The sequence below is a fragment of the Kitasatospora sp. NRRL B-11411 genome, assembly GCF_000721345.1.
Classification (GTDB): domain Bacteria; phylum Actinomycetota; class Actinomycetes; order Streptomycetales; family Streptomycetaceae; genus Kitasatospora; species Kitasatospora cineracea.
In genome coordinates, this window is the sequence record NZ_JOGH01000071.1 from 1 (window position 1) to 20,030 (window position 20,030).

The 20,030-nt window shown below is 72.7% G+C and carries 17 protein-coding genes, 1 pseudogene and 1 riboswitch; of the genes and pseudogenes, 12 read left to right on the forward strand and 6 right to left on the reverse strand.

All coding sequences use genetic code 11. The features are described 5' to 3' along the window. Window positions 1-76 precede the first annotated feature (76 nt). Window positions 77-637, reverse strand: coding sequence for an NUDIX hydrolase (locus IH44_RS0126200; RefSeq protein WP_051817334.1), 561 nt, complete (start codon window positions 635-637; stop codon window positions 77-79). A gap of 122 nt (window positions 638-759) precedes the next feature. On the opposite strand from IH44_RS0126200, the gene IH44_RS0126205 reads away from it, so the two are divergent. After that, window positions 760-1,104 (forward strand): hypothetical protein, encoded by a 345-nt coding sequence (locus IH44_RS0126205; protein WP_030462189.1) that lies wholly within the window; start codon window positions 760-762, stop codon window positions 1,102-1,104. A gap of 26 nt (window positions 1,105-1,130) precedes the next feature. Continuing rightward, window positions 1,131-2,360, forward strand: coding sequence for a serine hydrolase domain-containing protein (locus tag IH44_RS0126210; RefSeq protein ID WP_030462190.1), 1,230 nt, complete (start codon window positions 1,131-1,133; stop codon window positions 2,358-2,360). Between the two features lie 26 nt (window positions 2,361-2,386). Here IH44_RS0126210 and IH44_RS0126215 read toward each other — a convergent pair whose 3' ends face one another. Further along, on the reverse strand, window positions 2,387-2,713 hold the full coding sequence (locus tag IH44_RS0126215) for a hypothetical protein (RefSeq protein ID WP_030462191.1): 327 nt from the start codon (window positions 2,711-2,713) through the stop codon (window positions 2,387-2,389). Window positions 2,714-2,924: 211 nt separating this feature from the next. Between IH44_RS0126215 and IH44_RS0126220 the strand changes: the two genes are divergently transcribed. Further along, entirely contained in the window at window positions 2,925-3,353 is a 429-nt protein-coding gene (locus IH44_RS0126220) for a DUF6325 family protein (protein ID WP_030462192.1), read from the forward strand. Window positions 3,354-3,408: 55 nt separating this feature from the next. Further along, complete coding sequence (locus tag IH44_RS47385) at window positions 3,409-3,762, forward strand: SHOCT domain-containing protein (protein WP_232795089.1); 354 nt, start codon at window positions 3,409-3,411, stop codon at window positions 3,760-3,762. 88 nt (window positions 3,763-3,850) lie between these two features. Here IH44_RS47385 and IH44_RS43065 read toward each other — a convergent pair whose 3' ends face one another. Further along, window positions 3,851-4,894 (reverse strand): hypothetical protein, encoded by a 1,044-nt coding sequence (locus IH44_RS43065; RefSeq protein WP_157852465.1) that lies wholly within the window; start codon window positions 4,892-4,894, stop codon window positions 3,851-3,853. 377 nt (window positions 4,895-5,271) lie between these two features. Between IH44_RS43065 and IH44_RS49790 the strand changes: the two are divergent. The 8 genes and pseudogenes from IH44_RS49790 to IH44_RS0126265 all read left to right on the forward strand — a co-directional run. Continuing rightward, window positions 5,272-5,703: pseudogene (locus IH44_RS49790) on the forward strand (AAA family ATPase); the annotation flags it as partial. 613 nt (window positions 5,704-6,316) lie between these two features. Then, on the forward strand, window positions 6,317-8,122 hold the full coding sequence (locus tag IH44_RS48445) for a hypothetical protein (protein WP_051817329.1): 1,806 nt from the start codon (window positions 6,317-6,319) through the stop codon (window positions 8,120-8,122). A 103-nt stretch (window positions 8,123-8,225) separates the two neighbouring features. Further along, window positions 8,226-9,296 (forward strand): aldose epimerase family protein, encoded by a 1,071-nt coding sequence (locus IH44_RS0126240; RefSeq protein ID WP_030462195.1) that lies wholly within the window; start codon window positions 8,226-8,228, stop codon window positions 9,294-9,296. A gap of 303 nt (window positions 9,297-9,599) precedes the next feature. Beyond that, the gene (locus IH44_RS0126245; protein WP_030462196.1) at window positions 9,600-10,880 is read left to right on the forward strand and encodes an extracellular solute-binding protein; all 1,281 of its coding nucleotides are present in this window, start codon (window positions 9,600-9,602) and stop codon (window positions 10,878-10,880) included. Between the two features lie 106 nt (window positions 10,881-10,986). After that, a complete protein-coding gene (locus IH44_RS0126250) occupies window positions 10,987-11,937 on the forward strand; it encodes a carbohydrate ABC transporter permease (protein WP_035956442.1) in 951 nt (316 codons plus the stop codon). 50 nt (window positions 11,938-11,987) lie between these two features. Then, window positions 11,988-12,887, forward strand: coding sequence for a carbohydrate ABC transporter permease (locus IH44_RS0126255; RefSeq protein WP_030462198.1), 900 nt, complete (start codon window positions 11,988-11,990; stop codon window positions 12,885-12,887). Between the two features lie 51 nt (window positions 12,888-12,938). After that, window positions 12,939-14,660 (forward strand): glycoside hydrolase family 13 protein, encoded by a 1,722-nt coding sequence (locus IH44_RS0126260; protein ID WP_030462199.1) that lies wholly within the window; start codon window positions 12,939-12,941, stop codon window positions 14,658-14,660. A gap of 25 nt (window positions 14,661-14,685) precedes the next feature. Continuing rightward, the gene (locus tag IH44_RS0126265; RefSeq protein WP_198545037.1) at window positions 14,686-15,711 is read left to right on the forward strand and encodes a LacI family DNA-binding transcriptional regulator; all 1,026 of its coding nucleotides are present in this window, start codon (window positions 14,686-14,688) and stop codon (window positions 15,709-15,711) included. A gap of 55 nt (window positions 15,712-15,766) precedes the next feature. On the opposite strand, the gene IH44_RS0126270 is transcribed toward IH44_RS0126265, so the two are convergent. From IH44_RS0126270 to IH44_RS49485, 3 genes are all read right to left on the reverse strand, one after another. Beyond that, window positions 15,767-17,674 (reverse strand): long-chain fatty acid--CoA ligase, encoded by a 1,908-nt coding sequence (locus IH44_RS0126270; protein WP_030462201.1) that lies wholly within the window; start codon window positions 17,672-17,674, stop codon window positions 15,767-15,769. Window positions 17,675-17,814: 140 nt separating this feature from the next. After that, window positions 17,815-18,015 carry a hypothetical protein gene (locus IH44_RS0126275; RefSeq protein WP_030462202.1) on the reverse strand — a complete coding sequence of 67 codons (201 nt, stop codon included), beginning with the start codon at window positions 18,013-18,015 and terminating at the stop codon, window positions 17,815-17,817. Window positions 18,016-18,146: 131 nt separating this feature from the next. After that, the gene (locus IH44_RS49485; RefSeq protein ID WP_051817330.1) at window positions 18,147-19,445 is read right to left on the reverse strand and encodes a transglycosylase family protein; all 1,299 of its coding nucleotides are present in this window, start codon (window positions 19,443-19,445) and stop codon (window positions 18,147-18,149) included. 5 nt (window positions 19,446-19,450) lie between these two features. Continuing rightward, a riboswitch (cyclic di-AMP (ydaO/yuaA leader) is annotated at window positions 19,451-19,620 on the reverse strand. Window positions 19,621-20,030 lie beyond the last annotated feature (410 nt).

Here is a 20,030-nt window from a genome sequence, read left to right on the forward strand (position 1 = left end):
GGCGTGGGGCGGCGAGGAGGAGCAGGGGAAGGGGCAGAGAGGAGAAGGGGAGAGGCGCGGGACGGGCGGGGCGGGGTCAGGGGGTGGGGCGTTGGGACAGGTAGCGGCGGTAGGCTTCGCGGCCGTCGGGGACGAAGTCCCAGGTGGTGAGGCGTTCGGCGAGTTCGTCCTCGGTGAGCCAGGCGTGCCAGGCGACTTCGGACTCCTGGGGGTGCACCGGGCCGTCCCACTCGGCTTCGTGGACGTCGGACCACCAGCTGTAGCGGTCGCCGTCGGTGTAGAGGAAGCGGAAGAGCGGGCGGGTGCGGATGCCGGTGACGCCGAGTTCCTCCTCGGCCTCCCGGACGGCGGCCTCGGGGTAGCTCTCGCCGGTGCCGACCACGCCGCCGACGAAGCAGTCGTACGCGCCGGGGGCGAACGCCTTGGTGTCGGTGCGGCGGTGGGTGAAGATCCGGCCCTGCGGGTCGCGGACCAGGACGAAGACGCAGCGGTGGATCAGGCCGTCGCGGTAGACCTCGGAGCGCGGGGCGGTGCGCAGGACGCGGTCCTGTTCGTCGACCACGTCGAGGATCTCGTCCGGGTTGGTGGCGGGGACGTCGGCGGGGGCGTTCGCGGGGGAGTCGGCGGGGTTGTCCATGTCCGCCATTGTGACGTGCTCCGGCGATCCGCGGCGGTGTCACCCGAAAGGGTTGGTATACGTAGGGATCGGCCCGGGAAGGAACCCGGGCGAACCGTCAGGAACCTTTCCCGGGAGCAGAGTTGAAGAACCGCGCCGCCCTCCTGTCCGTCGCCGCCGCCCTGGTCGCGCTCGGCACCGCGCTGCCCGCCTCGGCCGCGCCGGCTCCGGCCGCCGCCGTGAAGTCGGTCCGCTCGGGGCTGGACTGCACCACCTGGATCCACAACAACGACCCGCTGACCGGCGGCGTCGACTGCACCAACAACACCGGTGCCGCGATCACCTTCCACGCCGACATCGTCTGCGGCTGGGCGCCGGACGTGACGGGCAACTCGGTGACGGCCCAGCCGGGCCAGACCCAGGAGTCCTCGGGCCACTGCGCCTTCTACTCCACCGGCATCGGGCACATCGGGTGGACGGTGGAGTGACGCCCCCGGGTGTCTAGGGTGGACGGGTGGAGAGACAGCAGATCCAGGGGTTCACGGCGGACGGGTTCGAGCCGGTCCGGGCGGCCTTCGAGGGCAACTTCCGGCAGTACGGGGAGCTGGGCGCGGCCTTCGCGCTGTACCTCGACGGGCGGAAGGTGGTCGACCTGTGGGGCGGGGACGCCCGGCCGGAGGTCGGGGCCCGGCCGGCCCCGGCGGTGGGCTGGCAGGAGGGGACGGCGCAGGTGCTGCGCTCCGTCACCAAGGGGCTGACCGCCTCCGCCGCCCTGCACCTCGCGCAGCGCGGACTGCTGGACCTGGACGCCCCGGTGGCCGCGTACTGGCCGGAGTTCGGGCGGGCCGGGAAGGGGCGGGTGCCGGTGCGCTGGCTGCTCTCGCACCAGGCCGGGCTGCCCGCGCTGGACGTGCCGCTGCGGATCGAGGACGTGCTGGCCTGGGAGCCGGCCGTCGCGGCCGTCGCCGCCCAGGCCCCCGCCTGGGAGCCCGGCACCGCGCACGGGTACCACCCGCTGACCTTCGGCTGGCTGGTCGGCGAGGTGGTCCGGCGGGCCGGGGGCCGCAGCGTGGGGCGGTACTTCGCGGAGGAGATCGCCGCCCCGCTCGGCCTGGACCTGTGGATCGGCCTGCCCGCCGCCGCGGCCGGCCGGGTCGGCCGGCTGGTCGACCTGCCCGCGCCGGAGGCCGCCGGGCTCGGGCCGGGCGGGATGCGGATGCGCCCCAAGCAGTCGGTGCTGGACGCCTACCGGGATCCGCACTCGCTGACCGCCCGGGCGTTCGGCTCGGTGCGCAGCAGCGTCGACCTGAACGATCCGGCGGTGCAGGCCGTCGAGGTGCCGGGGGCGGGCGGGATCGGCACCGCCCGTTCGCTGGCCCGGTTCTACGCGGCGCTGATCGGCGCCGCCGACCGGGCCGACGCGCCCGGGCAGCGGCTGCCCGCGCTGTTCGAGCGGGGGACCCTGGCCGAGGCGGCCGGCCCCTCGGTGCAGGGGCCGGACCGGGTGCTGATCGTCAACACGGCCTTCGGCCAGGGCTTCTTCCGGCACGGCGGCACCTCGCCGATGGCCTCCCCGGCGAGCTTCGGCCACCCCGGCCGGGGCGGCTCGCTCGGCTTCGCCGACCCGGAGCTGGGCATCGGCTTCGGCTATGTCACCAACGGCATGCAGCCGGGCGTCACCGGGGACGTCCGCTCCCGGGCGCTGATCGCCGCCGTCCGGCAGTGCCTGGCGGCGCGCGGCTGAACCGGGGGCCCTCGTCGGGGGAGGTTCTATGCCTGGCCGGTGTCGAAGTGGCTGACCCGGCCGTCCGGGGCGACGGTGAAGCGCCAGGCGGTGCGCATCTCGCCCCAGGTGTCGTTGCGGTAGTCGGCGACCAGGGCGCGGCCGCCGGACTTCTCGGTCTGCACCTCGATGTGCCCGTGCGAGGAGAAGATCTCCCGGTCGACCCAGTCCGCCAGGTCGCGTTCGGATCCGTCGTCGGACATCGTGGCGTCCTCGGTCAGGGCGGCGAAGAAGGCGGTGCGGTCACCGGAGTTGACGGCTCCGAGCAGGCGGCGGACGGCCGGGTCGGAGAGTTTGTCGACGGCGATGGTCATGACGGCTGGCTCCTTGTCGGTGGGGCGGATGCTGCCTCGACGTGACCACGCCGGGCCGCCGCCCGCCAGCCGCTGTGGGCCACTCGGAGACCGCCCCGCCGTCCGCACGGTCCGGGCGGCCTCGCGTGGCGTGCCGAGGGGTGCCCGGATTCGTGTGATTTCATCCCGATATGAGGGATATCCGGGAATCTGTGCACGGAAGGGGGCCCCGATGGGACCGGCCGAACTGCTCGTCCTGACCTTCCCCGAGGCGACGATCAGCGCCGAGGCGGCCACCGCGCTGGTCCGGCTGCGGGACGCGGCCGGGGTCCGGGTGATCGACTCGCTGGCGGTGCTCCGGGACGCCGAGGGCGAGGCCACCTACGGGGAGCTCACCGACTTCGAGCACCTGCGGGGCGTCGCGGGGCTGGACGCGGAGGAACTGCCGCTGATCGGGCCCGAGGACGCCCAGGAGGTGGCCGAGCTGCTGGAGCCCGGCAGCTCGGCGCTGATCGTGCTGATCGAGCACCTGTGGGCCGCGGAGGCGGCCGCGGCGCTGCGCGCGGTCGGCGGCCGGATCGCCTCCGGGGTGCGCATTCCGCCGGAGAACATCGAGGAAGCCGTCCGCGCCGCCGAGGCGCGCGTCGCGGCGGGAGAGTGAGGACGGCGTGTTCCGACCGATGAGGCCGATCCGGCCGGTCCGGGCGGTTCGCCCGGTGGGCCGCCCGCTGGCCCGCGGGCTGGTGGTGGGCGGTGCCGCGTACGCGGCGGGCCGGGCCGGGGCCCGGCGGGCCGCCGAGGAGCAGGACCAGGACCGGGCGATCGCCGAGCTGCAGGCCGAGCAGGACCGGGCCGCGCAGCAGCAGGCGGGGCAGCCGCCGGCCTACGCCCCGCCGCCGGCCGCCGCACCGGCGCCGGCCGCCGCGCCCGCGGCCCCCGCCGCGCCCGCGGCCCCCGCCGCGGGTGGCGAGGACGTGGCGAGCAAGCTGGCCCAGTTGGCGCAGCTGGTGCAGCAGGGGCTGCTCACCCCGGAGGAGTTCGCCGCCGCGAAGGCCAGGCTGCTGGCCTGAGCGCGGGCGGCGGACCCGGGGCGGACGGTGCCGGGTGCGGTGTTCGCGGGGTGCGGCGGTGTCCGCGGCGGCCGGCCGGGGCCGGTGGTCACCACAGCTGGTCCCACCACCAGGCGATCTCGGGGTAGGGCGGCGGGGTGAGCCGGCCGTCGGCGGGCCGTTCGGCGCGCACGGCGGCCGGCAGCGCTCCCGGGGTGCGCTCGGTGTAGCGGGCGGAGGTGAAGCCCCACTCCAGGTTGCCGCTCACCAGGTTGGACAACTGCTGGATGTAGCGCCGCAGTTCGGCCCCGGCCCGGCGGCCGGTGCGGTCGGAGAGGCGGAGGAACAGGCACATGGTGCGGTCGTGCAGGGCGGCGGCTTCCTGCAGGGCCTGTTCCTGTCCGCAGTCCAGGTGGCGCTGGAGCGCGTCCACGATGTTGCTCTCCAGGGCGCCGTGGTCGTCCTCGCGGCGGTAGGAGTAGACGTCGGCCGAGACCAGCACCAGGAACTTGGCGGCCTCGGTGAGTGCGTGCACCCGGGGCGAGTCCAGTTGGGACTGCGGGATGGCGGTGCGCTCGCAGACCTCGATGATCTCGATGCAGGAGCGGCTGCCGCGGTCCAGCGGACCGATCGTCAGGTACTCGGCCAGCGTCATCGGCCGGCGCTCGGAGCGGTAGGCGACGACGGTGGCGGCGCCCATGAAGGACTCCAACTGGCTGTCCGCCCAGCGCTTGACCGACAGTGCGGGGGCCCAGACCCGGGCCCGTTCGAACACGTCGCGCACCGCGCCGACGTACAGGTCGGTCTCGTGCGGGTGGGAATTCGCGGAATTGATAACAGCGAGTAGCGTGGCTGCTATGGTGAGTACACGGGACGGGTCCCGGCTGAGCCTGCCGGTGTCCCACTCGTCGTCCAGTGTGAGCATGCTGCACAGCCACTGAGAGACCAGCTCCAGCCCGGTGGTGCCCTCGGCGTCCTTGGCGATCCGGCAGACGAACTCGTGCGCGCCGATGGCCAGGAGGCGGCGGCGGCGTTCCGCGTCCGAAGCGAAGCCCATCGTTTCGAGCCACAGTTCGGTGCTCTTGCCGACGGCTTCGTGGTCGGGGTGCAGGCCGGACGGGATGGGGCAGAAAAGCGGGGGTATTGCAGCCAACGTGTCTCCAGTGCGGCCTGTTCCGGTGCGGCGCCGATCAAGGGGTGCGCGGTCCCGGCGATGGCCTTCCCCCGAGAAGATCAACTACACCCTTGTAGCCCGAAAGTTATCCGATCGGATCGTCAGATGTCATGGCTGGTAAGGCATTTGCCCCGGGCAACGCCTTCTAACCCTGCGTCAGGCGCCCCTGCCTGCACGAACGCCGCCCGCGCGGCCCGCGACGGCGCTAAGGTCGGGAACGGAGTGCCGGACGGCGAGTCGGAGGGACGGACGTGGCCGAAGAGCAGAACGGGCCGCAGGAGCGGGAGGCCGGCGCGGAGCCGGTCGGCCAGCGGCTGTGGGAGCGCGATCAGGAACTGCGTTCCGTCGATCAGGCCGTGGACAGGTTGTGCCGGGAATTCGCCGCCGGCGGTCTGAGGATCGGCGAACTGCTGGTCTTCTCCGGATCGCCCGGCATCGGCAAGACCTCCATGCTGGAACAGGTCCGCCGGATCGCCGGCGCCCGCCAGGACTCGACCGTGCTGTTCGCCCGCGGCAACGAGCGGCAGCGCCGGGAGCCGTTCCGGGTGCTGCGCCAGCTGCTCCTGCCGGTGCTCAGCGACCTGACCGAGGCCGAGGTCGAGGAGGTCTTCGGCAGCTGGCACAACATCGTCGCCCCGGCCGTCGGACTGGCCCCGCCGTCCGACGAGGTCGAGCGGATCGACCCGCAGAGCGTCCGCGACGGCCTGGACTTCGTCATCACCCAACTCGCGCCCCGGCGCGCCCCGTTGGTGGTGATCGTCGACGACCTGCACGCCGTCGACCAGGAGTCGCTGACCTGGCTGGCGTCCTTCGCGGTGCGGGCCCGGGAGCTGCCCGTGCTGCTGGTCTTCGCCTACCGGCACGAGTTCGAGGAGGAGGCCCGGGCGCTGGCCCAGCAGATCCACGAACGGGCCGCCCGCAAGCACGAGTTGCTGCCGCTCAACCCGGTGTCGGTGGCCGCCATCGTGCACGGCGAGTTCGCCGAGGCCGACGACGCGTTCTGCCGCCAGGTCTGGGCGGTCACCGCCGGCGGCCCGTACGACACGGTGGCGCTGCTGCGCGAGGTCCGCGACCAGAACCTCGAACCGGTCGAGGAGAACTCGCCCCGGCTGCGCGACCTGGCCGCCGCGGCCCGCGGCGAGGGCCGCGACTACTGGCTGGACAAGCTCGGCACCACCGTCCTGCAGTTCGCCTGGGCCGCCGCCCTGCTCGGCACCGAGATCAAGGAGGACCTGGCCGGCCGGATCTGCGGGCAGGGCCCCGCCCAGTCCGGCGAGTCCGTCCAGGCGCTGCGCCGGATGCGGGTGCTCACCAGCCAGCCCAACGGCAGGCTGGAGTTCGTCCACCCGCTGATCGCCACCTCGATCTACCAGTCGATCCCCGCCCGGCGTCCGCACCGGCATGCACGGCATCGCCGCCACCGCGATCGAGAACAGCGGCGGCTCGTTGCTCTCCTCCTCCCGCCACCTGCTGGAGACCCACCCCGGCGAGGGCGACGACGTCATCGTCCGCAAACTGCGCCGGGCCGCCGCCGAGAACCTGGCCATCGGCGCCCCCGAAGCCGCCCGCCGCTGTCTGGAGCGCGCCCTCAACGAGCCGCCGGACGAGGAGGACCAGGCCGAGGTGCTGTACGAACTCGCCTGCGCCAGCCTGCTCACCGACCCCGAGGCCACCGCCAACCAGCTGCGCCGCGCCATCGACATGGACAACGGCCTCAGCCCCGACCTGCGGGTCGAGGCGGTGTTCCGGCTCTCCGAGGTGATCGCCCACAGCGGCGACCTGAGCGCGGCCGCCGCGCTCTGCCTGGACGAGTCCGAGCGCGCCCCCGAGGGCCCCGGCCGGATCCGGCTGCTGGTCGCCCACCTGCTGTACACCGCCCTGCAGCGGGACGAGGAGGACGGGCCCGGGCGCGCCGAGCGGGTCCGCCGGCTGGTCGCCGAGGTCGACCCGGACAGCGAGGTCGCCCACCCGGTCCGCGCCCTGTACGCCTGGGACCTCACGCTCCGGGGCGGCAGCGCCGCCGACGCCCTGCGGGCCGCCGAGGACGCCCTGGTCGACGGCCGGCTGCCGCGCGGCCTGGGCTGGACCAACACCACCTGGAACTTCGAACTGCCCGCGCTGCTCGGCCTGTGCTTCGCCTACAACGACGAACTCGCCCGCGCCGAGAAGCTGTTCAGCTCCGCCATCCTGGAGTTCGAGATCGCCGGGTGGAGCGGCGCGCACCGCGGCTTCGCCTACTTCCTGATGGGCTACGCCCGGCTGCGCCGCGGCTTCCTCCCGGAGGCCGAGGACTTCCTGCGCCGCGGCCTGCGGATCGCCGACCGGATGGGCACCGGGCTGCCGCTGACCTGGAACCTGGTCGGCGCGCTGATCGACACCCTGCTGGCCCGCGGCCGCGACCACGAGGCCTGGGAGATCGCGGTCAAGTACCGCTTCCTGCCGCCCTACCACCAGACCGCGCTGCTGCTGCCCGACGTGGCCACCATCTACGGCAAGCTGCTGATCTCGCGCGGCGACTACGGGATGGCCGTCGAGGTGCTCGCCGAGACCGGCACCCGGCTGGACAAGCGCGGCTGGCGCTCCACCGTGCACGCCCCGTGGGCCGGCTACCTGGCGGTGGCGATGGCGCACCTGGACCTGCCGTCCGCCCGGAAGAACGGCGAGGACGCGGTGGCCCGGGCGATGGTGTCCGGCTCGCCGTCCGCGATCGGCACCGCGCTGCGGCTGGCCGCCAGCGTCTGGGAGGGCGTGCACGCCGTCGAGCTGCTCCAGGAGGCGGTCGGCTGGCTGGGCCGCTCCCCGGCGAGCTTCGAGCACGCGCACGCGCTGGTCGACCTCGGGGCCGCGCTGGTGCAGGTCGGCCGCAGCCTGGAGGCCGCGGAACACCTGTACCAGGGCATGGAGTTGGCCAAGCACTGCGGCGCGGACGGGCTGGAGGTGCGGGCCCGCAACGTGCTGGCCTCGGCCGGGCTGCAGCCGAGCCGGCCGCCGGCCCCGCCCAAGGACGCCCTCAACCCGCAGGAGTGGGAGGTGGCCCGGCTGGCGGTCCGGCCGCTGCCGCCGCAGCGGAGCGCCGAGGAGCTGGGTATCCCGCTGGGGATCGTCAAGCAGCGGCTGGCCGCCGTGCACCGCAAGCTCGGCACCGGACCGGAGGGCCTCGCGGACGCCCTCGGGATGCCCACCGACGGCCCCGGGCAGGCCGGCTGACGGCCCGGCCGATCCGGTCGGCGCGCGGGGCGGGTCGCCGGTCCGCGCGCCGGGTCGGGCTACGCTGACCGGGCAGGATGATCACGAACCGAGGAGCAGCCCCATGACCGCGCCGGCCGAGCCCACCGAGGTGCACCGGGCACCGTACGACCACTCCGGGGCCGGGATGGGCCTGGAGCGCTGGACGCTGCGGGCCGGGCCGGTCGAGGCGACCGTGATCACCCTGGGCGCCGCGCTGCACACCCTGACCGCCCCGGACCGCTCCGGCACCCCCGCCCAACTGCTGCTCACCAGCGAGGACGTGGGCACCCTGCTCGGCCCGGCCAAGCACTACGGGGTCACCGTCGGCCGGTACGCCAACCGGATCGCGGACAGCCGGATCACCCTCGACGGCGAGGACCACCCGCTGCTGCCCACCGGCCGCGGCGTCACCCTGCACGGCGGCCCCGACTCCTTCTCGCACCGGGTGTGGGACGCCGAGGAGATCCCCGGCGGGGTGCGGATGCACCTGCACTCGCCGGACGGCGACCAGGGCTTCCCGGGCGCCCTGGACGTCTGGGTGGACTTCACCCTCACCGGCTCCGACCTGGCCATCTCCTACCGGGCGGTGACCACCAAGCCGACGGTGCTCAACCTGACCAACCACGCCTACTTCAACCTGGCCGGCGAGGGCCGCGGCGACGTGCTGGGCCACCTGCTGACCGTCGACGCCGACGCGTACACCCCGGTCGACGAGCGGCAGATCCCGTACGGCCCGTACGAGCCGGTGGCGGGCACCCCGTTCGACTTCACCGCCGCCCGGGCGATCGGCGAGCAGATCCACGACGGGCACCCGCAGCTGAAACTTTCACGCGGCTACGACCACAACTGGGTGCTGCGCGAGCGGCCCGCGGACGGGCCGCCGGTGCGCGCCGCGCTGCTGGCGGACCCGGGCAGCGGGCGGACGCTGGAGGTGCTGACCACCGAGCCGGGCATCCAGGTGTACACCGCGAACGGCTTCGACGGCGCGGTCACCGGCCCGTCCGGGACGGCCTACGGCCCGTACGCCGGGGTGGCGCTGGAGACCCAGCACCACCCGGACTCGCCGCACCAGCCGTCGTACCCGTCGACCGAGCTGCGGCCGGGGCAGGAGTTCCGGTCCACCACCGTGCTGCGGCTGGGCACCGCCGGCTGAGCCGCGGCTGATCGAGGAGCCCCCGGGAGCGCTGCTCCCGGGGGCTCTTCCGTGCCCGGCGACTGCAAGGAGTTTCCGCAAGGCGACGGATGGTCAAGACGCGTGACGGCAACTCTAAGGACACGTGGACGTAACGATCGCCGTCGCCTTGCAGAAACTTGCTGCAAGGACTTTCAGCAATGCTTGCCGCGCTGTTACGTTCCTGCTCAAGCCCGGCGGCCGCAACGGCGCAGTCGGCTTCGGACAGCCATTATGCGCCGTCCTCCTCCATCTCGGGCACCCCCACCTTTCCTAGGAGTTTCCATGCGGCGTGGCATCGCGGCCTCCGCTCTCGTTGCGGCTCTGGCAGTCACCATGGCGGCCTGCAGCAGCAGCGGCTCCGGCTCGGACAGCAAGAGCGACGGACCGGTCACCATCACCTACTGGGACACCTCGAACGCGACCAACGAGGCCCCGAACTACCAGGAGCTGGTCAAGAAGTTCGAGGCCGCGAACCCGAACGTCAAGGTCAACTTCGTGAACGTGCCGTTCGACACGGCGCAGAACAAGCTCCAGACCGCGATGGGTGCCAAGGGCGCGCCGGACGTCTTCCGCGCCGAGGTGGGCTGGACCTCCGCCTTCGCCAAGGCCGGCTACCTGGAGCCGCTGGACGGCACCCCCGCGCTGACCGACGCCTCCGTCTTCCAGCCCTCGCTGATCCAGCAGGCCAAGTACTCGGGCAAGACCTACGGCGTGCCGCTGGTCACCGACACCCTGGCGCTGATGTACAACAAGGAGCTCTTCGCCAAGGCCGGCATCACCGCCGCCCCCACCACCTGGGACGAGCTCAAGGCCGACGCCGCGCAGCTGAAGGAGAAGGCCGGCGTCGACGGCTTCTGGCTGAAGGCCGCGGACGGCTACTACGCCATGCCGTTCCTGTACGGCGAGGGCACCAACATGGTGGACGCCGCCGGCAAGAAGATCACCATCAACTCGCCCGAGGCCGTCAAGGCCATCGACACCTACAAGTCGATGTTCACCTCGCCCGGCACGGTCAAGGCCGACGTCACCACCGACGCCTACGCCCACATGATGGACGCCTTCAACAACGGCAAGGTCGCGGCCATCATCCAGGGCCCGTGGGAGGTCACCAACGTCTACAAGGGCGCCGCGTTCGCCGACAAGAAGAACCTCGGCATCGCCGCCGTCCCGAACGGCTCCACCGGCAAGGGCGGCGCCCCCACCGGCGGCCACAACGTCTCCGTCTACGCCGGCTCCGACGCCGCCCACAAGGCCGCCGCCGAGAAGCTCGCCGCGTTCCTGACCTCCGCCGAGAGCCAGACCTTCCTCGCGCTGAAGAACGGCACCCTGCCCACCCGCAGCGACGCCTACACCGCCGAGGTCAAGGCCAACCCCGGCATCGCGGACTTCCAGGCGATCCTGACCTCCGCCCAGCCGCGGCCCGAACTGCCCGAGTACGCCTCGCTGTTCGGCTCCTTCGGCACCGCCCTCGGCAAGATCGTCCAGGACCAGGCCGACACCAAGGCCGGCCTGGAGGCCACCGAGGCCGACTACGCGAAGCTCCTCCCGGACTTCAAGAAGTAATCGGATCGGCCGCCCGGCCCACACCTGACGGTGGGCCGGGCGGACCCGTCAGTCCCCCAGCAGTCGCCGAGGCAGGCGGCGGACCTCCCGGAGAAGGTGTCTTTCCATGGCAGTTGCGGTCGCACAGCGCATCAGGCTGTCGTACTCGAAGTACTGGTACGCGTACGCGATGATCGCGCCGGTCGTGATCGTCCTCGGGGTGCTGGTCGGCTACCCGCTGGCGCGCGGCATCTACCTGACCCTGACCAACGCCAACAGCCTCAACGTCGGCCGGCAGATCGGCGTCAACCACATCCCCGACAGCTTCGACTTCATCGGGCTGCAGAACTACGCGGACGTGCTGTGGGGGCCGACCGCCTACGACCGCTTCTGGTCGCACCTGATCTGGACCGTGCTGTGGACCGGGATCTGCGTGCTCCTGCACTACAGCATCGGCCTGGGCCTGGCGCTGCTGCTCAACCGGAAGATCCGCGGCCGCGGCCTGTACCGGCTGGTGCTGATCCTGCCCTGGGCGGTGCCGACCTTTGTCACCGTCTTCTCCTGGCGCCTCATGCTCGCCGACGGCGGCGCCGTCAACGCGTTCCTCTCCTTCCTGCACCTGCCCGAACCCGCCTGGCTGTCCGACCCGCTGGCGCAGAAGGCCGCCGTGATCATGGTCAACACCTGGGTCGGCGTGCCGTTCATGATGATCTCGCTGCTCGGCGGCCTCCAGTCGATCCCGCAGGAGCTGTACGAGGCCGCCGAGATGGACGGCGCCACCCCCTGGCAGCGCTTCCGCCACGTCACCCTGCCCGGCCTGCGCAGCGTCTCCTCCACCGTGGTGCTGCTCGGCGTGCTGTGGACCTTCAACCAGTTCGCGCTGATCTTCCTGCTGTTCGGCTCCGGTGCCCCCGACGCGCAGATCCTGGTCACCTGGGCCTACCGCCTCAGCTTCGGCCAGCAGCCCGCCGACTACGCGCAGTCCGCGACCTACGGGATCCTGCTGCTGTCGATCCTGATCGTCTTCACCACCTTCTACCGCCGCTGGCTGGACCGGAACGAGAAGGCCAACGGATGAGCGCCGAGACCGTCCCCCAGACCGAGGAACCCGACCAGGCAGGCAGCCCCATGACACTCACCGCCGACCGCCCCGCCGCCGACACGGCCCCCGCGAAGCGACCCGCCAAGGTCCGGCTGCGCGGCCAGTCCTCCCCGCTGGCCGCCGCGCTCACCCACGTCGCCCTGGTCGTCGCCAGCCTGATCGCGCTGTTCCCGGTGGTCTACATCGCGTACATCTCGCTCGGCCCGGACGACAACGACTACCTGCACCCGGCGGCGATCCTCGACAAGATGACCTTCGCCAACTACGGCAAGGTCATGAACGACACCGGGTTCTTCACCTGGTTCGGCAACTCGGCGATCGTGGCCGCCGGCACCACCGTGATCGGCGTGCTGATCGCCGCCTCCACCGGCTACGCGGTCTCCCGGATGCGCTTCCCCGGCCACCGCCAGCTGATGTGGACCCTGCTGGTCACCCAGATGTTCCCGATCGCGGTCCTGATCGTGCCGATGTACTACATCCTGTCGAACCTCGGGATGCTGGACACCTACACCGGCCTGATCCTGGTCTACTCGGCCACCATCGTCCCGTACTGCGCCTGGCTGATGAAGGGCTACTTCGACACCATCCCGGTGGAGATCGACGAGGCCGGCCGGGTCGACGGGCTCTCCCCGTTCGGCACCTTCTGGCGGCTGATCCTGCCGCTGGCCCGCCCGGGCCTGGCGGTGGCCGCGTTCTACTCCTTCCTCACCGCCTGGGGCGAGGTCGCCTACGCCTCGACCTTCATGCTCTCGTCCGACAAGTACACCCTGGCGGTCGGCCTGTCCTCGTTCGTCAGCGAGCACGACCACCAGTGGCAGCTGATGGCCGCCACCTCGGTGCTCATCGCCATCCCCGCCGCGGTCGTCTTCTACCTCGTGCAGCGCCACCTGGTCACCGGCCTGACGGCCGGCGCCGCGAAGTCCTGAACCCGCGCCACCTCCACGTCACTTCCACAGCCTCCGAGGGATGACTGTCCAATGACCCAGAACCTGGCCGACGCCTCCCGGCCCGCCGCCGTTCCCGCCGCTCGGACGACTGCTGCGACCACCGGGGCCTCCAGAGGCGGTTGGTGGCGGGACGCGGTCATCTACCAGGTGTACCCGCGCAGCTTCGCCGACGGCAACGGCGACGGCATGGGCGACCTGCCGGGCATCCGCAGCCGGCTGCCCTACCTGCGCGACCTGGGCGTGGACGCGGTGTGGCTCTCGCCGTTCTACGCCTCCCCGCAGGCCGACGCCGGCTACGACGTGGCCGACTACCGGGCCGTCGACCCGATGTTCGGCACCCTGCTGGACGCCGACGCGCTGATCCGCGACGCCCACGACCTGGGCCTGCGGATCATCGTCGACCTGGTCCCCAACCACTCCTCCGACCAGCACGAGTGGTTCCAGCGCGCGCTGCGCGAGGGCCCCGGCTCCCCGCTGCGCGAGCGCTACCACTTCCGCCCCGGCAAGGGCGAGGACGGCGAACTGCCGCCCAACGACTGGGAGTCCATCTTCGGCGGCCCGGCCTGGACCCGCACCACCGACCCGGACGGCACCCCCGGCGACTGGTACCTGCACCTGTTCGCCCCCGAGCAGCCCGACTTCAACTGGGACAACCCGGCGGTCGCCGACGAGTTCCGCTCCATCCTGCGGTTCTGGCTCGACATGGGCGTCGACGGCTTCCGGATCGACGTCGCCCACGGCCTGGTCAAGGCCCCCGGCCTGCCCGACCTCGGCAGCCACGACCAGCTCAAGCTGCTCGGCAACGACGTCATGCCGTTCTTCGACCAGGACGGCGTGCACGCCATCTACCGCAGCTGGCGGCAGATCCTCGACGAGTACCCCGGCGACCGGATCGGCGTCGCCGAGGCCTGGACCCCGACCGTCCAGCGCACCGCCAACTACGTCCGCCCCGACGAGCTGCACCAGGCGTTCAACTTCCAGTACCTGGGCACCGGTTGGGACGCCGCCGCGCTGCGCGAGGTGATCGACGTCTCGCTCGACTCGATGCGCCCGGTGCAGGCCCCCACCACCTGGGTGCTCTCCAACCACGACGTCACCCGGCACGCCACCCGGTTCGCCAACCCGCCCGGCCTGGGCACCCAGATCCGCACCCCCGGCGACCGCGTCCTCGGCCTGCGCCGGGCCCGCGCCGCCACCCTGCTGATGCTCGCGCTGCCCGGCTCCGCGTACGTCTACCAGGGCGAGGAGCTCGGCCTGCCCGACGTCACCGACCTGCCCGACGAGGTCCGCCAGGACCCGTCGTTCTTCCGGCAGGCCGGCCAGGACGGCTTCCGCGACGGCTGCCGGGTCCCGATCCCGTGGTCCGGCACCGAGGCCCCCTACGGCTTCGGCCCGAACGAGGGCGGCCCCAGCTGGCTGCCGCAGCCCGCCGAGTGGGCCGGCCTCTCGGTGGAGGTCCAGACCGGTGACCCGACCTCCACGCTGGAGCTGTACCGCTCCGCGCTGGCCGTCCGCCGCGCGCAGCCCGCGCTCGGCGCCGGCACCGGCGTCGAGTGGCTGCCCGCCCCCGAGGGCGTGCTGGCGTTCCGGCGCGAGTCGGCCGAAGGCTCGTTCGTGTGCACCGTGAACACCACCGGCGAAACCGTCCGGATCCCCGCCCCCGGCCGTATGCTGCTGTCCTCCGCCGAGGCTGTCGAGACGGAGAACGGCGTCGAACTCCCGGCCGACAGCACCGCATGGTGGGCGGTCTGACGTGGTTGCAATAGGCTCTGGGATCGTGACTACGGCGCGACTCTCCGACATCGCGGCGCAGGCGGGGGTCAGCGAAGCCACCGTCAGCCGCGTCCTCAACGGCAAGGCGGGCGTCTCCGCGACCACCAGGCAGACCGTGCTGGCCGCGCTCGACGTCCTCGGCTACGAGCGGCCCACCCGGCTGCGCCAGCGCAGTGCCGGGCTGATCGGCCTGATCACCCCGGAGCTCAGCAACCCGATCTTCCCGGCCCTGGCCCAAGTCATCGAACAGGTGCTCAGCCGGCACGGCTACACGCCGGTGCTGTGCACCCAGACCCCGGGCGGCTCCACCGAGGACGAACTCGTCGAGATGCTGGTGGAACGCGGCGTCGCCGGCATCGTGTTCGTCTCCGGACTGCACGCCGACACCACCGCCGACCACGACCGGTACGCCAAACTCACCGGCCGCCAGGTCCCGTTCGTGCTGATCAACGGCTACAGCGAGAAGATCGCCGCGCCGTTCATCTCGCCGGACGACCGGGCCGCGATGTGGATGGCCGTCCAGCACCTGGTCGAGCTCGGCCACGAGACGATCGGCCTCGCGGTCGGCCAGAAGCGGTACGTGCCGGTGCTGCGCAAGATCGAGGGCTTCACGGCCGCCGTGCAGCAGCTCACCGGGCGCACCCCCGAGCAGGCCGAGGAGCTCGTCCACCACACCCTGTTCAGCGTGGAGGGCGGGCACGCCGCGGCCCAGGCGCTGCTCGACAAGGGCTGCACCGCGATCGTCTGCGGCTCCGACATGATGGCGCTCGGCGCGATCCGGGCGGTGCGCCAGCGCGGGCTGACGGTGCCGCAGGACGTCTCGGTGGTCGGGTTCGACGACTCGCCGCTGATAGCGTTCACCGAGCCGCCGCTGACCACCGTCCGCCAGCCGGTCGAGGCGATGGCCACCGCCGCCGTCGACGCCCTGCTGGAGGAGGTCGGCGGGAACCCGACGCAGCGCTCCGAGTTCATGTTCCAGCCCGAGCTGGTGATGCGCGGCTCCACCGGGGCCGGTCCGCGCAACGGCTGAGCGGCGCCCCGTCGGTACGGCCCCCGGGAGGAGCTCCTCCCGGGGGCCGTACCTTTCAGGCGTAGAGCTGTTCGAGGTCGCGGCGGTAGGCGGTGCTGACGGCCTGTCGGCGGACCTTCAGCGAGGGCGTCAGCAGGCCGCGCTCCTCGGTGAACTCGCCCGCCACCACCCGGGCCCGGCGGATCGACTCGGCGCGCGAGACCGTCGCGTTGACGCCCCGCACCGCCTCGGCGAGCGCCGCCAGCACCGCCGGGTGCACCGGGACGGCGCTGGAGAGGTCCACGCCGTCGGGCGCGCCCGGCGGGGTCGGCGGGTCCAGCGCGAGGAAGCGCTCCACCGCCTCCGGGTCCAGGGTGAGCAGCGCGCCCACGTACGGGCGGCCGTTGCCGACCACCAGGGCCTGGCCGACCAGCGGGTGGCCGCGCAGCCGGTCCTCCAGCGGGCCGGGGGAGACGTTCTTGCCGCCGGAGGTCACCAGGACCTCCTTCTTGCGGCCGGTGATCGTCAGGTAGCCGTCCTCGTCCAGCCGCCCCAGGTCGCCGGTGGCGAACCAGTGCGGCCGCCGGGGCCGCGGCGCCCCCAACTCGTAGTAGCCGTCGAAGAGCTGACCGCCGGACAGCAGCACCTCGCCGTCCTCGGCGATCCGCACCGCGCTGCCCGGCACCGGCTGCCCGACCGTGCCCGGACGCGGCCGCAGCGGCGGGTTCACCGTGGACGGGCCGCTGCTCTCGGTCAGCCCGTAGCCCTCGTGCACCAGCACGCCCGCGCCGGCGAAGAACAGCAGCAGCTCCGGGTCGATCGAGGAGCCGCCGCTGATCGCGTACCGCACCCGGCCGCCCATCGCGGCCCGCACCCGCCGGTACACCAGCGCGTCGTACAGGCCGTGCGCCAGCCGCAGCGAGAGCGGCGCCGGGCGGCCGCCGTCCGCCGCGGCCAGCTCGGCCCGGGCGTAGCGCACCGCCACCGCGGCCGCCCGGTCGAACACCTTCACCGCGCCCTTGGCCTGCGCCTCGGCCCGGCCCAACTGGTGGATCTTCTCGAACAGGTAGGGCACGCCGACCAGGAAGGTCGCGCCGAAGGAGGCCAGGTCCGGCCGCAGGTCGGCCGGTTTCAGGGACGGGCTGTGGCCGATCCGGACCCGCCCGTACACGCAGGTCACCTGGATCATCCGGCCCAGCACGTGCGCCAGCGGCAGGAACAGCAGGGTGCACGGCGCCCGGCCGGTCGCCTCCTCGAACACCGGCTCCAGCAGGGCGTGGCAGTTCGCCGCCTCGGTGAGGAAGTTGGCGTGGGTGAGCAGGCAGCCCTTGGGACGGCCGGTGGTGCCCGAGGTGTAGATCAGCGTGGCCTCGTCGTCCGGGCCCTGGGCCCGTCTGCGGCGCGTCAACTCCTCGGCGGGGACGGGGCGGCCCAGCTCGGCGAGGGCGCCGACCGCGTCCTCGTCCAGCCGCCACAGCGGCACCGTCCCGCCGGTGCGGGCGATCGCCACGGTCAGCACCTCGGCGGTGCCGGCGTCCTCCGCGACCGCCAGCACCGCGCCGGAGTCCCGGACGATCCACTCCGCCTGCTCCACCGCGGACGTCGGGTACACCGGCACCACGCAGGCGCCGGCCGCCCAGGCGGCGAAGTCCAGCAGCGTCCACTCGTACCCGGTCCGCGACATCAGCACGATCCGCGCGCCGGGGCCGACCCCGACCGCGACCAGGCCGCGGGCCACCGCCGCGACCTGCTCCGCGAACTCACGGGCCGTCACGTCCCGCCAGGAGCCGTCCGGTTGACGGCGCGTCACCACCACCGCCTCCGGCGCTTCCCGCGCGTTGCGGAACGGCAGGTCGCCCAGGACCCCGTCCGCGGGCGGCGGCACCAGGTACGCGGACCGGGCTTCGACGACCCGCCCGCCGGTGCGCAGCACCTCGACGGGCGGACGGGCGGCGCGGGCGGCCCGGGCGAGGGGGTGTGCCATGAGCGAACTCCCTTGGGTGGGGTGGGGGTTCGCCCAGGTTAGGTACTCGCCGGTGAACTTACTAGACAGTAAGTTACTTGACAGTTGCGGAGGTTGTGGAGGTTTCGGGACCGGCGGGGCCGCGGCCGCCCGGCGGGGCGTCAGCCCTCTTCGATGGTCGGGGGCTTGGGGAGGAGGCGTTCGCCGTCGCGGGTGCCGCCGGTGCGGGCGATGGTGCGGCGGTCGGTGGAGAGGTAGTCGCGGACGACCAGTTCCACCGCGTCCTGGGGGCTGGTGGCGCCGACGCGCATCATCACCTCCAGGGCCAGGTCCGCGTCCAGCGTGATCGTCACTTTCGCCATGGTGCTGCTCCCCGGTCGTCGAGCCCCTGCCGAGGCTCCGTCGAGGCTCGTCGGGCCTCGTACGGCCGAGGATAGGCCGCTGCCCCCGGGGCCGACCAGGTCCCCGGGGGCAGCGGCGGTCGTGCCGGTGATCAGACGCGGCCCGCGAAGTCGGGGGCCCAGTTGGCGATGGTCTCGGTGCGGACGCCGGAACGCGGGTTCGCGGCCTCGACGTACTTGCCGTCACCGACGTACAGGGCGACGTGGTAGACGCCCGAGTTGGAGCCGTTGCTGGACCAGAACAGCAGGTCGCCCGGCTGCAGGCTGTCCAGCGAGACGCGGGTCGAGTAGTCGGCCTGGTCGGCGGCGACGCGCGGCAGGCTGATGCCGGCCTGGCGGAACGCCGCCTGGGTCAGGCCGGAGCAGTCCCAGCCGCCGTTGCCGGTGCCGCCGTAGACGTACGCCTGGCCGAGCTTGGACAGCGCGAAGTCGATCGCCGCGGCCTTGGAGCCGGTCGCCTTGGTGGCGGCCGTGGCGGTGGTGGTCGTCTTGGCGCTGGTCGAGGCGGTGGCGGTGGTCGCGGTGGACGACTTGGCCGGGGTGCTCGACGACTTGGCGGCGGAGGAGCGGTCGCCCTTCCAGGACGAGCCCTGGTGGGTGCTGGCGGAGGAGGAGGTGGTGGCGGCCGGCGCGGACTGCTGCTGCGCGGTGGCGGCGCCGCCGAGCGAGAGCTGCTGACCCGGGTAGATCATGTCCGGGCCCTCGGTGAGCACCGAGCGGTTGAGGTCGTACAGCTTCTGCCAGCCGCCGTCCACGTGCTGGCTCTGCGCGATGGTGGACAGCCAGTCGCCCGCCACGACGGTGTAGGTGCCGGCCGACTGGTCGGCGGTGGCGGCCGGGGCGCTCTGCTCGGCCTGCGGCTGGGCCTGCGACTTGCCCTGCGACCAGCCGTTCTGCGACCAGCCGTTCTGGGACTTGCCCTTGCTGCCGGACTGCGACTGCGACTGCGCGGGCGCCTGGGTCTGCGACTGCGACGGCGCGGCGGTGGCGGACGAGGCGGAGCCGGAGGTGTCGACCTGGGGGGCGGCACCGCCCTTGGTCAGGCCGGCCTGGATCGAGCACACCGGCCAGGCGCCGGGGCCCTGCGAGGCCAGGACCTTCTCGGCGACCGAGATCTGCTGGTCCTTGGTGGCGAGGTCGGCGCGCGAGGCGTACGCGGTGCCGCCGAACTCGGCCCAGGTGGAGGCGGTGAACTGCAGACCGCCGTAGAAGCCGTTGCCGGTGTTGATCGCCCAGTCGCCGCTGGACTCGCACTGCGCGACCTTGTCCCAGGTGGAGACGGTCGCCGCGGAGGCGACGCCACCGGTCAGGCAGGGGATCGACAGCCCGATGCCGACGACACCGGTGGTGGCGATCAGGCGGCGGGCGCGCTTGGAGCTGATGGGCAGCATGAAGAAGCGTTCCTCTCCCACGCCTGCGAGGTGAGCTGTCGGATTCGGGCTGGAGTTGCCCGGCCGCGCGCACCGCGTGGTGCGCCCGGCTTCACCCCTAGCCCCGTGCGGTCCTTCGACCGCCCGGGGCGACTTACCTGGTTCCCCCGCCCCTGCCGTGGTGCGTTGTGCATGAGCCGACCCGCCCGGCGGCAGGACTCGGCGTTCCGGGCGAACTGGGTCCGTGTGTCCACGAACGTGGGCAGGAGATTAAGCGGAATTAAGGAGAATCCGCAAATGCCCGTGACCGGCATCACAGTGGCCGGAATGGGTGATCAAGGGATATTCGGCGAACTCCGCGAGCGGCGGCGAATTCTGGCGGGACGTCAGGCGATAGGTGATCTTGTGCCCGTTTTGCTGCACTATGCTGAGTTATGCGGGATTATTCACGTTTGGTCACCCGGTGGGCGGGTCATTTGTCGCCGTATGGGCGTTCTGTCCTTGACCGGAAGCGCCCCGCCGCACCCCCCTGACGGTACGTCAGAATGCTGAAGCGAAACCGAATCCGCCGCTTTCCGGCGCCCGCGCTGCCTATGCTGCCCCCGA